Here is a 16,132-nt window from a genome sequence, read left to right on the forward strand (position 1 = left end):
AATGAGCCCTACTCTCTTTACATGACTTGCTCGCGGAAGGAGCTCGGTGTGTATCCCGTGTATTTTTTGAATATTTTGCTGAAATAACTTGGATCCGAATACCCCACCGCATAGCACACATCATAAAACTTATTGGCAGGATCCTTTAGAAGTAGTTTGGCATGATCCACGCGTACCTTGGTCACATATTCGTTAATGGTTTCGCCAGTCTCCTGTTTAAACAGCAAGCACAAATATGTCGTAGACAGGAACACTTCCGTTGCAATATCCCCTACCTGCAAATTCTCTGCGTAACGTTTTTCAATAATGGCTCGTGTACGTTCGATCACATTCTTGGACTTTCCGTTACGCTTCTCACCAATACGTCCACATACCTCAAGCAAATGAGCCTCAACAAGGCTGTGTAAGTCGCCCAGCGTTTCTCGTTGAAACACTTTCGCCATAAGCTCGTTCTCTTTACTTTCGAGTTCTTGCTTCTGAACATGCAGCTCAAGTAAAATTCGGCTGGCAAGAAGCAGCAGCTGTAGACTGATGTTACGCGCATAGGCAATACCTTCTGACCGATTATGTGATAGCGCATTGTACATCTCGCGCAGCTCCTCCTGCACTTTCAAGATATCTGCAGACTTCAATGACGAGACCATCCGCTCTTGTTGCGAGGCATCAAAGCGATACACGCTTTCCTCATCTTGCTCTAAATTATCCATAGAAATGATCTGATTTTTCCCAAGAAACCATCGTTGGTCGGCGGCTTCCTTCGCTTGTGAGTACGATTGCGGCAAGCTGGCAAGTCTGTAAATCCGTTCACCTACACCGATCGTCACGCTGATTTTCAAATAGTTATGAAGGCTTTCGCGCACTTCCTCCGCTAAGGTGAACAGCAGGCTTTCCTGATCATCTTCCTGGGACAAACGGAGTATGCCTACGAATTCGCCGATCTGATTCTCAAACACATAACCGCCAATATCTCGTTCAATAAGCTCCTGCACAATATTTAGAACCGAATAGGAAAGCAGTTGCTGGTCTCTCTCAGAACGGGTTTGCGCTACCTCAGTTGCATCATCGATGCGAATTACAATGACCCAGTAGGCTCCCTCCATAGGCAGGTTCAAACCAAGGAAATCAATACGATCCTGCACACGCGATGGGTAAACAACGCCCTCCCGGATCAACGACATGAGGAATTTCTCACGCAGCAGGGGCATACTCTGAATAAGTTTTACCTGCATGTCCTCAATATGTTTTCTCTCCTGCTGCTCAGAATTTAGAGAGCTTACCAAGCGTTCAATAACGATCTCTAGCTCCCCTAAATTGACGGGCTTAAACATATAATCAACCGCTTTAACCTTCAGCGCAGATTTCAAGTATTCAGCATCATCATGACCGCTGACAAACACTATTTTGATATGAGGAAACCGTTCACTTAATTGGTTGGACATCTGAATCCCATCCATATTGGGCATTCGTACGTCTGTTAGCACGATATCCGGCTTCTCACGCTCAATCACCTCTAAGGCGACGTCACCATCATCCGCCTCACCTACAACTTCGATCCCGTAAGCTTTCCAGTCAAAATAATTACTCAACCCGAACCGAACTGTCGGTTCATCGTCTACAATGACAAGTTTATACATCGGATGTCGGCCTCCCTCGTAGCAGTTCTCTTCATTATTATAACTTGGACACAACCTTGAGACATAGGAGGATTTTATGATTTCTGGTGCGATCTTAAGGTAGCAACGGGAGGAACAGTCGCGCTGATCTTAGGATGAGATCGCTGCCGTTGTCAGGCCTACGTGGAATTCACCTTGAATACGAATATGCTCAAAAGGCAATGTCGGATTGGCCATTCGCCATAGCATCCGATCCGCAGCACGATATCCCGTTTGTGCGATTGAGAGCATTGGACGTGTGAAAAGCGGCAAAGTATCCAGTTGTTCGTTAAGGATACCAACAATAGAAATATCCTCAGGGACCCGAAGACCAAGTTCCAAGCATACGTTGTAAACGATGGACACTTCTTGGTCTATACCACACAGTATCGCACTTGGTTGATGCTGCTGAATGAGGCGAACGAGCTCTTGCCGTGATTGAATTGGATTGTCGTGTTTTCCGATGCCATGTTCGGAGGGCGTTACGCTTATGCCCGATGCCTGCATGGCATAGTTAAACGCTTGCCAACGTAGAATGGATCCTCGCTGCATCTGAATATCGCCGACATACAGGATGTTCGAGTGTCCTTGAGAGCGCAGGTGGGCAACAGACTGACAAGTCGCTTCATACACATCCCAGATTACGCTATCGATCTTCACGCCAGATGGCGGGAAATTCAACAAAATTCTTGGAATTGGCAGATTGAACAACGCCGTCTCCCATTCCAAAGGCAATATGCTTGGTGCTATAAAAATGCCATCTGCAAATGTGATGCCCCGCTCCTCTAACCATACGTTCATCTTCGCTGGTTTCAAGCGTGTCGGCAGTCTGAGCAGTTCGATGCGATGACCAAACGAGAAGAAACGGTCCTGCAGCCCTTGCAGCAAAAGCTGGTTATACGAAACCGAATCAGCAGTTTGTACTAACAAGAAGCGCAGCCGTTCATTCGGATACGGTGCAATATGATCCAGCCGCAGGCTGCGGATCTGATCCATCGTATAATAGCCGAGCTTCTCGGCTGTTTGGACAATGAGCTGACGGGTCGCTTCCGACATACCGTGTTTGCCTTTCAGCGCTTTGTTTACGGTTTGTACGGTTAAGCCGAGTTCATTCGCGATGGTTTTGAGTGTGACTGATTTGCGGGTGGGCATGGGGATGGCGGCACCTCCAGGATGTTGCGAAAGGATACTTGATCATTTATGAAACATGGATTTTCGCATTCATCATATCACGCTTACTTTTTTGATGAAACAAAAATTAAACTAGTTCCTTGCGAACAGCGATCTATAATAAAAACAAAGACAGCCAACGTGTGGAAGCGCGTAAAGCTTAATGTAGCTTAGATTGGCCAATGTCTACCCATTAGGAGGAATATCCGAATGACAAACGCATCCAAAAACACCCGAACCGTAACCATACCTGCTCAAAAGCTATCTGTCAGTCATACCCCTGATGTCGTCGTAGTTGGCGGCGGTGCCACAGGAATCGCCGCTGCGATTGCCGCAGCACGTAATGGTGCAAGCACACTCTTAATTGAGCAACGGGGCTATCTAGGCGGCATGGGAACTGCTGCATTAGTACCTGCGTTTTGCCCCTATACGGATGGAGAAAAACCTGTTATTCGAGGCATCGGTCTGGATTTGCTTGAGAAAATGAAGCATGCGGCCGGGGAGGATTTTCTTAACCGTTATGAACAACTGTTGGACTGGGTACCCATTGATGTGGAAACACTCAAACGCGTCTATGATGCCGAAGTGTTAGCTAGCGGCGCACAAGTACTGTTCCACACCGTTGCGGATCAAGTACTGCTCGATGGCGATCGCATTAGCGGACTTGTTATTAGTAATAAATCAGGCCGCTCGGTCGTGCAAGCGAAGCTGTACATCGATGCATCTGGCGATGCGGATCTAGCGGCATTAGCCGGGGTTCCTTTTCAAGTTGGCGGTGAAAATGGCGAGCTGCAGCCAGGCACGATGTGCTACGTCGTGACCGGTGCAGATAAGGGGCGCTTCGATCAATTTCTCGCTGAAACCGGTCAGCATGGGCAGCTCGAAGGCCTGGTTACTTTGGCGCAGCAAAATGGTGATCTCCCAGAAAGCCGCAAGCGTATCTCAGGTATGGCTTGGATTTCAAATTCGGTGGTTGGCTTTAACTTTGGCCATATTTTCAATATTGATGGCACCAAAGCGGAGGACCTCACTCGTGCTGCTATTGAAGGACGTCAATTGATCGATACACAGATTCGTTTCTTAAAGAAATACGTACCTGGTTTCGAGAATGTTTTCCTTGTCCATTCCGGTGACCAGATCGGTATTCGTGAAACACGCCGCATTCAAGGCGACTATACACTCGTTGTGGAAGATTTCCTTTCCATGCGTACCTTCGAGGATGATATTGCCCGCAATTCCTACTTTATTGATATCCATTTGGCGAATGCCGGTTCCACGATGACTATTAAGCATTTGCCAAAAGGAAAATCCCACGGCGTGCCTTATCGCTGTATGCTTCCGCAAGGTAAATCAAATCTCATCGTCGCAGGGAGATCCGTATCATCCGATCGCCCCGTACAGGGTTCGCTTCGCGTGATGCCGAACTGCTTTGCGATGGGTGAAGCGGCGGGGGTTGCTGCCGCGATGGCGAGCTACGACGGCGTTGGTTTCCGCGAGGTATCTATTCCTGAGCTGCAACGCAAGTTGATTGAACAAGGCGCTTACCTTGGCGATAATCCTGGTATTGCGGATGCAGAACGTGAAGTTGCTGTTGGGGCTGTTCGGTATGATGATGAGAATTAATTGGAAGGGGACTCCCCAGCATGCTTAACAAATGGGTGGGAAAAACCTGGGGAACCCTCGGCGACAGCATTACCGAAGCTGGCGGATATCAGCCGCTTGTTCAGGAAGCTCTTGGCTTCGCGAGTGTGATCAACTATGGCAAAAGCGGCTGTCCGATGACAGCTGGAGGTGATCGTGATTATGGTGCGACGACGCATGTGGGGCGAGCGATTGATACAGCTTTGGATTGCGTTACCATCTTCGCGGGGGTGAACGATTTTCGTTTGGATAAGCCCATTGGCGAGCTAGGCAGCACGGATGTGTGTACATTTCATGGTGCATATGCCACGTTAATCGAGGATATATTGACTAAAAATTGGGCGTGCCGCTTAAGTTTGTGGACCCCGCTGCAACGTGACAAAGATGGCTACGACATCTTCTATGTGAATGCCGCAGGACATCGACTCATCGACTACGTTGAGGCGATTGGTGAAATTGGGCAGCGGTACGCGCTGCCTGTTCTGAATCTATATGCGCAGAGTGGGCTGAATAAGCTGACACTGCCTCACTTCACTTCGGATGGCCTGCATCCGAATGAGGCTGGCCATCAGCGCGTGGCCGATATGGTTGTACCGTTTTTGTTAGGTTTGTGAGGTGAATATGAACAGCCGCTTACAGGGTAAGGCCTGGGGCGGCTGTTTTGTTTGTTGAGTTGGAGAGATTTGTCTGTCGAGTTGATGGTGGGTGAGTGTTCTGTTGGTGCGTGTCGTTTGTTGAGTGACTAGATTTGTTGGCTGTGCAAATACGCAGCCATTCATTCTATGTTAACGAGCAGGCCACCGCCTACTAATGTATACTTGCCGACACGCTGCCCCTTCCCACTGAATGTAGGTGTAAGCATGCCTTTCGAGCAAAGCTTCTTAAGCATCATAACCGCAGTCCGATGATCGATGTCAAAATGCAGTTCCACATCCTTCGGTCGAATAGGCTCCGCAAGCTGAACCGCGAGACGAAGGACTTCTTTTTCGGCCATGTGGGCGCGCAGTACAGGCGTTGGACTCGCTTGATATCTCGCTAGCACCATACGCAGTAAGGCAATGCACAACTCAGGTCTTTGTTCAACATCGTCATATGCAAAGGAAATCACCTGATATCCCATTGCATGAAGAAACGTCTCTCGATTCAATTCATTGCAAAATTTCTGCCTGTCCAGATCACGAACATGTGAAGCGTAGCCTTTTATTTCTATAAGCAATTTCACAAAACCCGGCAACCACGCCAAATCCGCAAAATAAGAGCGCCCACGCCAATCGAGAACCTCATATTCAGGGTGAAGATCGTCAAAGTTCCCTCGTAAAATCCACCATATCTGCTTCAAAAAGAGTGATTCTCCATGCCCATGGCCCCTCCCCAACCTGCCTCTCCGTTCCCCGCTCCGATTGTCCACATGTGCACGGATAAAAGCTTCATGTGCTTCCGTAATATTCATATTCTCATCCCCTTCTAGAAAAACGCGAAAAACGCCCCGCATCCACTCAATTGAATGGAACGGGACGTTCTTCGTCACTTATTAGCCATTATAAGGGAAACTTTGGAAAATGACTAGTGCTGCTTGTTCAGATTCTGAGGCGTACGAGGACATATGAGGCAGGTGCAAGAGATATTTTTTAAAATAACTGGATTTTCTGTAGCTAATTCCGCTCCATTCATACGTTTTATGCGAATAGATGGAAATTCTACAGCTAATATCGGCAGAAACAAGGATATCGCGTTCAAACTCAATAATTAGCTACATATTTTCCATTTATTTGGTTGAAATTGCAATTTACCCAGAAATTAAATGTATTTTTTCCATTTATTGCGCGGCAGGTGTAATTTGATCTAGCTAGCACAGGTCGATTGAGTCGAATTGGCTGCTTAGTTTGATTAAATCGATTAAGTTGCGCACGCTCCACTACCTTGCTATCTGGTGACCATGAGTTGACGTTGATCGTCCCTTGTCCACCAAAAATCCTAGCCGCACACTACTTAACTCCATGTAACTAAGTGAACTAATAGTGCCTTCTTGTCGGCCATCCCCGCCACCCTTATACTTACTGCAATGAGTGTAAATGAGAGGATGATTGTTGCTAATGAAATACAGAAACATGGGACGCAGCGGATTAAAAGTAAGTGAAATCGCCTTAGGAAGCTGGCTTACTTACGGAACAGCCGCCGAGCAAAAGGCCGCGGATGTTTGTATCGCAAAAGCTTTTGAAAGCGGCATTAATTTCTTCGATACCGCTAATGCTTATAATCGTGGCGAAGGCGAGAAAGCGATGGGCGCCGCGCTAAAAGGGTATGAACGCTCGAGCTATGTACTCTCGACGAAGGTCTACTTCCCGATGGGCGATGGGCCGAACGATCGCGGATTATCCCGCAAACACATCATGGAACAATGTGATGCTAGCTTGAAACGATTAGGCGTCGACTACATCGATATCTATTTCTGCCATCGCTATGACACGAACACGCCATTGGAAGAGACGCTTCGCGCGTTGGACGATTTAGTCACGCAAGGCAAAATCATTTACCCCGCCGTCAGCGAATGGAACGGCGCGCAAATTACCGAAGCGGTTAGCATTGCTGAGCGGCTGCACTTGCGTCCGCTGATTTCCAATCAGCCAATCTATAATATGTTTGAGCGCTACATTGAACGTGAGGTTCTTCCTGTCTCCGAGCAAAAAGGGCTTGGGCAAGTTGTCTTCTCGCCGCTTGCACAAGGGATTTTGACTGGCAAATATAAGCTAGGGCAGCCTCTGCCTACCGATAGTCGTGCTGCGAACAACGCCGTTAATGGCGTCATCAATAGCTATCTGAATGACCAAGTTCTGCAGACGGTTCATGAGCTGGAGCAACTTGCGCAGGGGTTGGATATCTCGATCGCACAACTCGCGCTCGCATGGGTGCTCCGTCAACCAGGCGTAAGCTCAGCACTGATTGGTGCGACTAAGCCTGAGCAGATCGAAGAAAACGTGAAAGCAGTGGATGTTGAGCTGGGATCTGAAGCGTTGGAACAAATAGAAGCTACTTTAAAGAAAGTCGCGGACTTCTCGCCGGCACGCTAATAGAAATAAATAAGGACAGAGCTGAATAGGCTCAGTCCTTATTTCATGTTAAACCATCCCTAATTCACGTTCACTCGCACTGTTTTCTTAAAGAAACCAATTCCGTAGGAAATATCGAGATACGTTACGCCGCTAGGAATCGTGTAATTAGCCCTGAAGAAATAGTCATTACTGCTTGCCTCTGTCACTGTGACTTTACTCTGACTTCCTGTATTTGTTGTAATCACTACCTGCCCTGTTTCGGCCGTACTCTCGTTAAAATTAAGCGGCGCTTTCAGTCGGATACCGATTGTTGTCCCCGCTGCCGCTGTGCTAACCTCAGAGCTGAATGTGGAATTGAATGCTTTGATCTCCAAATCATCCGCCGCGGAGTACGCGAGGGAGTCATTCCATGCTGTGTTAAAAGCAACCCACCCCTCCGTATACCCATAGGCTGCTGTAGGGGAGAATGGATAAGCCGTTTCTTTCGGCGCTCCATCTAGGACTCCGGGCACACTCATCAGATGACCGTAGCCGCCATTATAGAAGCTAAACCAGCCTTTATCCACGCCTGCAATTTCCGTAACCGCATCATAACTGAAGTGTCTGCCAAAAGGATTGCGCCCAAACACATCGTCGATCTGTGCAATACCAATCTGTTCTAGTCTATCCTTCATTGTGGTATTCGTTAGCACCCTTCGTGCCGCATAAGCCGAAGCTAAGAAGCCTGCAGGACTGCCCGGTTCGTTATACGCGGTCAATCCACCCGTCCATTGATCCAGCGTTCCCGAACCATCCGATGGATCAGCATATTTCCTTAGATCCCAGAGATTATTCGAACGTTTGATCATAAGATCCGACCAAGCATTAATTTTAGCGGATAGTCCTGGCGGGGCAAGGCTTGGATACACTTCTTGGAAATACGCCAGTGCTTCCATTGTAATATGCTCGCTCATGCGCTGCCCTTTGGTATTGGCAGGATTGTTCAAATCAACACTATTGATTAACCATAGACAATTGTTATACGCAGCATCAAAATACGCCTGATAATTGGCCAGACCGTCTCGTTTTGCAACTTCATACATGAGCAGATTCGGCACGATGGCATACCCAGGCGGCTGCGAACCTTTTACTGCTCCGATGACCGACTGCGTCGCGAAAAGATTGTTATCACTCGAACCTCCCACATCATACCATTGCATATTAGAATTGGGATTCGACCACTGCTGGATCGTAAAATCCCTAATTTGCGTATAAAAGCTGCTGCTGACATAATTGCTGATCTGCGGATAAATGTAGAGGAAATACGGGAGCTGGCCTTTGACCAGCGCATGCAGATCTTTGGCGTTATTCGTTTTTAGGTCGTAATATCGCAGTGCAGCGAATTTCATGAGCCAAATAATATCGGGTTCATTTTGCACACGAAGCTCCGGATATTGACTTGTCGATAAATTGGAAATGCCATACGGCATCCGATCATACGCACTTGGGTTAGCCATATACTGCAGTACCAAGGAGTTTAATTCAAAAGAAAACTGAGCACTGTCACGCCACGCATACCCAACGTTGCCACCCACATCGAACGTATCCTGACGGGATTGATCCATAAAGCGAAGGGCTGGAAGAATCGAAACTCGCTGCATCCAATACTTCCCTATCGCGAAATTGTAGGAATTTTGCCCGCTGCTTTGTACATAGTACTCACCAATGCTTGAGGGATTGAAGCTGGTGAAGTCAGCAATATTCCCATTGACCGAGCCGGTGAAGACGGTGCTGTTATCGGAAGCTTTTTTGATATAAAAAGGCGTGCCATTTGCTACATTGGTGACTGTTGCCCGCTTCGGCTTATCAAGATCATAGCCGCTCTGATTGACGAAAATCGCAATCGTCGTCGTATCTGAACCCGAGCCCGGCGGTGAGGTAGGCTCTGCCGCGTCGGCTGTCGCTTCAAATTTCACTGCGTTCGCGCGTGTATTGCCTGATTTCACTTTCAGCGATACAGAGAGCGCCGCATCGACAGTCGCACTAACGGTAGCAATTTTGTTCCACATATTCGGATTGAGGGTCTGATTCACTGCCTTCACCCACGTTCCGTTCAAAGAGGTGATCGTATAATCGGCACTTGTCGTATTATTGCTGCTAGGATACCAAGCATAAACATTGTAATTCCCCGTAACTGGGGCGTACTGGCTCCATGTTGCTGTACTATCCGCTGTCGTCGAATATCTGGAAGCGGTTCCATTATAGCCTGTAAGTGAGCTATTGAGCCACGTGCCGGTCTCCGTGTAACCTGCATCTCCGTTCGTGATGATGATAGGTGAAACTGTCGTGCCGTCATCGACATTGAGTGAGTCGAAGCTCGCACTTTGTCCATAAGTACGAAGTCCTACTGCACCTGCGGTAATTGTAGTGTCGGTTGTTGTGATCTTAGCCGTTGTCATATCATCTAAGTAGCCTTTCAGTGCTGACCCGTTCACTTCTAGCTTCAACGTATACCACGTATTCAAAGCCATCGTGAATCCATATGTACCCAGGAGTGTGAAGGTTCCTCCGCTTTTGCGATAGAGCTGCAACCCGCTAGTTCCGTGGATTCGGAGTAAATAATAATTATTGGCATCCATATAGCGAGCAATAACACCTGATGCACCAGTAGCATTCATCGTATTCAACTTCATACTGACTGAAACCGAATAATTCGACCAGCTCGTGCTTCCCGCAAACGCGACACCTTCTGCGGTTGAATTCGTATTCGACTGTTTGTACGTGTAAGATCCGTCGCTTACTACTGCCCATGTCCCACTTGACGCCGTCCAGCCTGCAGCATTCCCATCTTCGAAATTGTCACTAAAAATCGAAGCGGCATAAGCTCCCTTACCTACCGGAAAGACTCCGAGAAGTAAAGTAACTAAGCTGAACAAGATCAGATACGCTTTAACCTTTCTACTCAACATTGGCAAAATACTAACACCTCCTATAGGCTTGTAATCCCTTCTCCACCTAGTCATATGACGGATTTCCGCAATTGAATACGCTTGTCGAAATAAAAAAAGGTCGAACAAGGAATTGTCCTTGTTCGACCTTTAGTTAACTGTTTACTCATGCATTATCATTTTATATAGCATCTATTTCCCCTTCCGTTACCTGGGGAAATTGCAGCAGCGGTGACATAAAATATAGCTCTTCGGCATTTCGGGGAAATGAACTGATTACGCTGAAATCATCCGTACTTGCAGGTTTACATATATACATAACGAGCCCTCCTTTTCAAAAACCAGAAAAATAATAGATAGCATTACAATTTCGAGAGGTATGCCAGTTTTTTCTTTTTTGTATCTTGCGACAAAATCATTGTTAAGGCGACAAGAACCCCCTTTATGTCAGTGTCAGATCAGGAAATATATGGGTCTATCTAAGCAGGACCAAAAGCACTTACTAGAAGGGTCGAATCTAGTATTTAATTGAAATAACCACTGGTTAAAAACATAGGTTGGTTACATACTCTATTTGCAGGAGGTTTCCTATTGAAAAACTACACCTCGAAGATTACTAGAGTTTTACTGGCAACGAGTTTAACCGCAGGACTATTCTCAACAGCAACAACGGCATTCGCTGCTGGACCCGACTACGCCGAAGCACTCGAGGCGCCTCCGGTAGATTTTAACCTTGTAAATGATGATCTGTTAGCAAAAGGATTGATGGACAGGGGTCTATTAAGTAAAACGGCAACACCCGAACAAATCTCTAAGGCTGTCAAATCGTACGTTGCCGCAAAGAGCATTAAAACGGTTCAATCCAAAGTTGACAAGCAGCATAGTGAGATCGATAAGCGGTCGAAGGAGTTTATTGCCAAGCAAAAGGTCGAGCTGTTATCGAAGTTGAACAAAGGCCAACAGGACTTGAAGAATGGACTACCAAATGTACCTGTTCCAAATGCTAAGCAAGATGCCTATGATGGTCCTGTTCGTGAGGATAAAGTCCTTGTTCTTTTAACCGAATTCTCGGACTTTAAACATAACAATGTCGTACAAGAACCTGGTTTCATGTACGCCAACGATTTCAACCGTGAACACTATCAGAAACTCATGTTTGGAAATACAGATTTCAATTTATTCGATGGTTCCAAGATCAAAACCTTCAAACAATACTATGAAGAACAGTCCGGTGGCAGCTATACGGTAGATGGCTATGTCTCCAATTGGTTAACCGTTCCAGGTAAAGCCGTGGAATACGGTGATGACAGCCCTGCAGGAGGTCATGATAACCTAGCCCCTAAAGGACCTCGGGATCTTGTAAAGGATGCACTGAATGCAGCAGTTGCAACTGGCCTCAATTTAGCTGACTATGACAAGTTCGATTTATATGATTTGGATGGCGATGGCGATCAAAATGAACCCGATGGTCTGGTCGACCACCTCATGATTATTCATGCGGGTTCGGGTCAAGAAGCTGGCGGCGGACAATTAGGCGATAATGCGATTTGGTCTCATCGTTGGACACTAAATGGTGTGTATGCTGTTCCTGGCACGACGGCAGGAGTTGGCTATTGGGGTGGCCGAATGGCGGCTTATGATTATACGATTCAGCCTGAAGATGGCGCTGTAGGGGTATTTGCTCATGAGTACGGTCATGACTTAGGATTGCCAGATGAATATGATACTCAGTATACCGGACAAGGTGAGCCTGTTGCTTCTTGGTCCATCATGAGTGGCGGCAGCTGGAACGGTAAAATTGCTGGTACAACGCCAAGCTCTTTTTCACCTCAAAATAAAGAGTTCTTCCAGAATACCATGGGCGGCAACTGGGCCAACGTGACTGAAATTGATGCATCCGACATTACGAAACTAGGTAAGTCTGCCATCATTGATCAGAGTGTAACGAAGTCCAAAAATCCAGGCATCGTAAAAGTGAATTTGCCGGATAAAGCCGTAGCAGGTATTCAACCAGCATTCGGAGCTAAGTATTATTACAGCACGAAAGGCGATAATCTTCATACCTCGCTTTCAACGCCTGAGTTTGATTTAACCCAAGCACAGACGGCAAGTTTTGATTTTAAAACCCTCTATGATATCGAGTTTGATTATGACTACTTAACCGTTACAGCTTCAACCTATAACGAACAAGTAACGCTTGATATTATTGGTGACAACGACACGGACGGCGACGCTCGCGCAGAATCTACTAAAGGAGCTTGGGTAGATAAGTCCTATGATTTAAGCCAATTTGCAGGTAAAAAAGTAACCCTCCACTTCGACTACGTCACGGATGGCGGGCTCGCGTTAAATGGTTTTGCTATGGATAATGCGAAATTAACCGTAAATGGCCAAGTCGTATTCTCTGACGATGCCGAAGGTGCATCACAATTTACTTTAGACGGCTTTGTCGTCTCGAATGGGATTGAAATGAAGAAGCACTATTACTACCTCGAGTGGAGAAATTACGCTGGATCCGATAAAGCTTTGGAATTCAGCCGTGGTGTCAAATACAATACTGGACTTGTCGTTTGGTATGCAGATGATAGTTATTTAGACAACTGGACTGGTATCCATCCAGGACAAGGTTTCCTCGGTGTCGTCGATTCTCACGCTGATGCTTTAGTATTCAAGAAAGATGGACAGGATTCTGTCGCGCAAACGACACGTTATCAAGTAGCGGATGCTGCCTTCTCTTTGGATAAAACACCAGCATGGTACATCAACAACCCAACAAGAGGCGAATATAATTATAAATCCCTGAAAGGTGTCGAGGAATTCTCCGATGCCAACAGCTATATGAATACATTAATCCCTGATGCCGGACGTCTAGTTCCGAATTACGGATTGAAGTTCAGAGTCGTTGGTGAAGCCAAGGATAATTCCGCCGGATTGGTTTGGATCCATAAGTAATTCGGAAGTAGTAAGAGGAGCCCGCAATAATGCGTGGCTCCTTTACTTGTCTCAATTAGATGAAGGAATGAGAATTTTCCAATAATCCCATGCCTTTAAGTAACCCGCTAAATCATGTGGATGGAATTTCACACAGATGCCGATTCGGCAATAGAGTTGAAGAATGACTTCCGCAATCAGCCGTTCTTTATCCATAGGCTCATGGCGAAGCAAATCATATGCAACAAATAACGTTTCTAAGTTCAAATCATCTGGCGAGGAACAAAATGCATAAGTAAAATCATAACTGACAGGACCAACTATTGGCGATGGATCGATGACACCTGTTAATCTAGAATCATGAAACACGAAATTATGGACGCCAGTATCGCCATGTAACAAATATTTCCTGCCGACCTCTGAAATACCGTCGAGTAGTGATTTCACTTTATGATAGTCTTCAATAGGTAGAAGACTCCCCACATTATTTCGCGCGCCTTCCAAACCCCGCTCATTGAATTCACGCCAAGAATCACGCGGTTTTACCAACATTCCCCACATTTCTGTTTGTTCATAAATTTCATAATAATTTAAGAATTCTTCGACCAAAAGGGTTAGCCAGTTTATTTTTGAACCACGATGATAGTGGGTTGTACCCTCCAAATAGGCGTACACAAAGTATGTTTTCGTTGGTGCTGTGTAGAGAAGTTCAGGTAATAGTTTGCTTTTTTTATAAGATTGATGTAAAAGTTCCACCCATGTAATATTTTCTGGACGATCCAGTTTTAAAACATATGTTGGTACTTCATTAACAGTAAGCGTATAGACGAGTCCATCCGTTGTTCCGTTCATTTTAGTTGTAAGCTTAGATGAGGAATCAATTACACCTTGCTGAAGAAGGTCCTTCATTATATCGTTAACGTCTTGACTAAGTAGCATGTTTACTGCCTCCTGAAAATTACCTTAGATAGCTCAATTATAGTTTCTCAGGTGATTTTAATACTAGGTATAAAATGGATTTACTTAATTGATATTTGCAATCCCCGTATTACTCTTTCACCCATTCGAGGCGACAAGTAATCTTCCAATATCTCCATTTTTCTCCGTTTCCCTTCCATTTCTTAGCTTGTCAACACCGTAAGGGTCTGCTACTCTTTGGATAACAAGACCTATAAACGGGAAAAGGGGCAACCCCCATGCTGAATCGGAGTGTTATGTTAACGGATACACAGCGTTTTTTACTTCGGAATGTCTCCATCATTGTGCTCGGTCTTTTCATTAACCAAATGCTGCAAACAGGCGGAAGCATCGTTCTAGCTCGTGTACTGGACGATCCCACCAAATTCGGTCAAGTGAATCTATTGCTGCAAATTTTCGGTATGGCCTCCTTATTTCTCAATGTGGGCTTTAACTCCTCCTTGATTTATACATTTTCAAGAAAACCGGAGCAGGCGGTACAAACTAATTTCCGTGTGGCTTTGTTCGGAAGCTCTCTGTTCGGGTTCTTCTTCGGGCTAATTGTAGCCCTACTTGCTCCATTCCTAGCGAATTTTTATCATTTACCTGAGCTAAAAGGAGCCCTGATCCTAAGCTCAATCATGTTCATGTTCAACTCGATCATCAATATAGGCGTTGCATCCTTCTCTGGCAATCGTGATTTCGGCGTTCAAGCCTTCTTCATGGTCATTACCACAACCCTTGCTACCTCGGGTACGGTACTCGGCGTCTTGTGGCCAATCGGCAAGTTGAACCTTTTAGAAAATATATCGGTATGGATGAGCGTGGGAGCGATCCTGACAGCTCTTTTTATTGCTTGGAAAGTTGAACGTGTGCATAAACCAAAATGGTTTGGGGGCATCCCTTTGCAAGAGGTGCGAACCATGATGGCGTATGGTCTCCCTTCCTGGGCAGGGAACATTGCAAAAGCATTTCAACAACCCTTTCTGGTTATGATGGTCGGTTCCAGTTCCGTTGTGGCTGTCGGTTATTTATCAAATGGGTTTCGTATAACGGGATTTATTGGCATCATTACGTGGGCGTTTATGATCGTTACTTTTCCTTTTGTGGCCGAGAGCTCACAGGATGTAAAGGAAAGCAAGCACCGTGGGACAAGCTGTATTCGGTATAACAATATTTTTCTGTACCCGCTGACAGCGATCATTTGTTTATACCCAGACCAAATCAACAGCTTTCTATTCGGGGCGAGCTTCTCAACTGGGGACTCTGCAGCGTATATTCGGTTGATGGCGTTAGGTGTCTTATTCTCCTCCGTGGGTCGGCTTGGCGGGAGTATCCTTGCCGGAATAGGAAAAACGAAAGCGAACTTCTGGGTCATGATCGTTGCCGGCATTTTCGTCGTTGCGATCGTACCCTTCATTGCGGCTGAAAGCCCTGTCTTGGCAGTTTGTATTTATACGGGTGGATGGGCTGTCTCCGCAATAGCCATGATTGGATTCTTCTATTATGAAAAATTCCCGCTTGATTGGTGGAAGGCTTATGGAGAGCCACTTTTACCTACTGTAGGGATGATGGCGCTCATGGAAGCCGGCGCGTTGATGAGAGCTTGGTATCCCGTATTCATCGTGGCCGGTCTGTTATGTTTACTCATTCTAACCATCGTGATTGAAAAACATCCAAGGACAGATGTTCATACGGCTGAAGCCGGTCAAATGTAGGCAGGGAAATAGAAAAAGCACTTCTAAGGCAGCCTTACCGCCTTGAAGTGCTTTTTTCTGCGGAAATATACCCCTAATTGGGAGTT

The 16,132-nt window shown here is 46.2% G+C and carries 11 protein-coding genes; 5 read left to right on the top strand and 6 right to left on the bottom strand.

Features of this window, described 5'->3' with window-relative positions; all coding sequences use genetic code 11:
* Nucleotides 1-17: 17 nt before the first annotated feature.
* Together AC1DVJ_RS16215 and AC1DVJ_RS16220 are read right to left on the bottom strand one after the other, a co-directional pair.
* A complete protein-coding gene (locus AC1DVJ_RS16215; protein WP_477592271.1) occupies nt 18-1,634 on the bottom strand; it encodes a response regulator in 1,617 nt (538 codons plus the stop codon).
* A gap of 129 nt (nt 1,635-1,763) precedes the next feature.
* Nucleotides 1,764-2,804 carry a LacI family DNA-binding transcriptional regulator gene (locus AC1DVJ_RS16220; RefSeq protein WP_477592272.1) on the bottom strand — a complete coding sequence of 347 codons (1,041 nt, stop codon included), beginning with the start codon at nt 2,802-2,804 and terminating at the stop codon, nt 1,764-1,766.
* Nucleotides 2,805-3,032: 228 nt separating this feature from the next.
* On the opposite strand from AC1DVJ_RS16220, the gene AC1DVJ_RS16225 reads away from it, so the two are divergent.
* Both AC1DVJ_RS16225 and AC1DVJ_RS16230 read left to right on the top strand, forming a co-directional pair.
* Nucleotides 3,033-4,445, top strand: coding sequence for an FAD-dependent oxidoreductase (locus AC1DVJ_RS16225; RefSeq protein WP_477592273.1), 1,413 nt, complete (start codon nt 3,033-3,035; stop codon nt 4,443-4,445).
* A gap of 20 nt (nt 4,446-4,465) precedes the next feature.
* Nucleotides 4,466-5,077 carry an SGNH/GDSL hydrolase family protein gene (locus AC1DVJ_RS16230; protein ID WP_477592274.1) on the top strand — a complete coding sequence of 204 codons (612 nt, stop codon included), beginning with the start codon at nt 4,466-4,468 and terminating at the stop codon, nt 5,075-5,077.
* Nucleotides 5,078-5,238: 161 nt separating this feature from the next.
* Here AC1DVJ_RS16230 and AC1DVJ_RS16235 read toward each other — a convergent pair whose 3' ends face one another.
* Complete coding sequence (locus AC1DVJ_RS16235) at nt 5,239-5,913, bottom strand: PDDEXK family nuclease (protein WP_477592275.1); 675 nt, start codon at nt 5,911-5,913, stop codon at nt 5,239-5,241.
* Nucleotides 5,914-6,556: 643 nt separating this feature from the next.
* Between AC1DVJ_RS16235 and AC1DVJ_RS16240 the strand changes: the two genes are divergently transcribed.
* Complete coding sequence (locus AC1DVJ_RS16240) at nt 6,557-7,531, top strand: aldo/keto reductase family protein (protein ID WP_477592276.1); 975 nt, start codon at nt 6,557-6,559, stop codon at nt 7,529-7,531.
* Between the two features lie 59 nt (nt 7,532-7,590).
* Here AC1DVJ_RS16240 and AC1DVJ_RS16245 read toward each other — a convergent pair whose 3' ends face one another.
* Complete coding sequence (locus tag AC1DVJ_RS16245; RefSeq protein WP_477592277.1) at nt 7,591-10,461, bottom strand: golvesin C-terminal-like domain-containing protein; 2,871 nt, start codon at nt 10,459-10,461, stop codon at nt 7,591-7,593.
* A 160-nt stretch (nt 10,462-10,621) separates the two neighbouring features.
* The gene (locus tag AC1DVJ_RS16250; protein WP_477592278.1) at nt 10,622-10,759 is read right to left on the bottom strand and encodes a hypothetical protein; all 138 of its coding nucleotides are present in this window, start codon (nt 10,757-10,759) and stop codon (nt 10,622-10,624) included.
* A gap of 272 nt (nt 10,760-11,031) precedes the next feature.
* On the opposite strand from AC1DVJ_RS16250, the gene AC1DVJ_RS16255 reads away from it, so the two are divergent.
* Complete coding sequence (locus tag AC1DVJ_RS16255) at nt 11,032-13,392, top strand: immune inhibitor A domain-containing protein (RefSeq protein WP_477592279.1); 2,361 nt, start codon at nt 11,032-11,034, stop codon at nt 13,390-13,392.
* A gap of 51 nt (nt 13,393-13,443) precedes the next feature.
* Here AC1DVJ_RS16255 and AC1DVJ_RS16260 read toward each other — a convergent pair whose 3' ends face one another.
* Nucleotides 13,444-14,310 carry a phosphotransferase gene (locus tag AC1DVJ_RS16260; RefSeq protein WP_477592280.1) on the bottom strand — a complete coding sequence of 289 codons (867 nt, stop codon included), beginning with the start codon at nt 14,308-14,310 and terminating at the stop codon, nt 13,444-13,446.
* 257 nt (nt 14,311-14,567) lie between these two features.
* Here AC1DVJ_RS16260 and AC1DVJ_RS16265 point away from each other — a divergent pair, with 257 nt between their 5' ends.
* On the top strand, nt 14,568-16,046 hold the full coding sequence (locus tag AC1DVJ_RS16265; RefSeq protein WP_477592281.1) for an oligosaccharide flippase family protein: 1,479 nt from the start codon (nt 14,568-14,570) through the stop codon (nt 16,044-16,046).
* Nucleotides 16,047-16,132 lie beyond the last annotated feature (86 nt).

This window comes from Paenibacillus sp. P4_A9 (genome assembly GCF_056402415.1).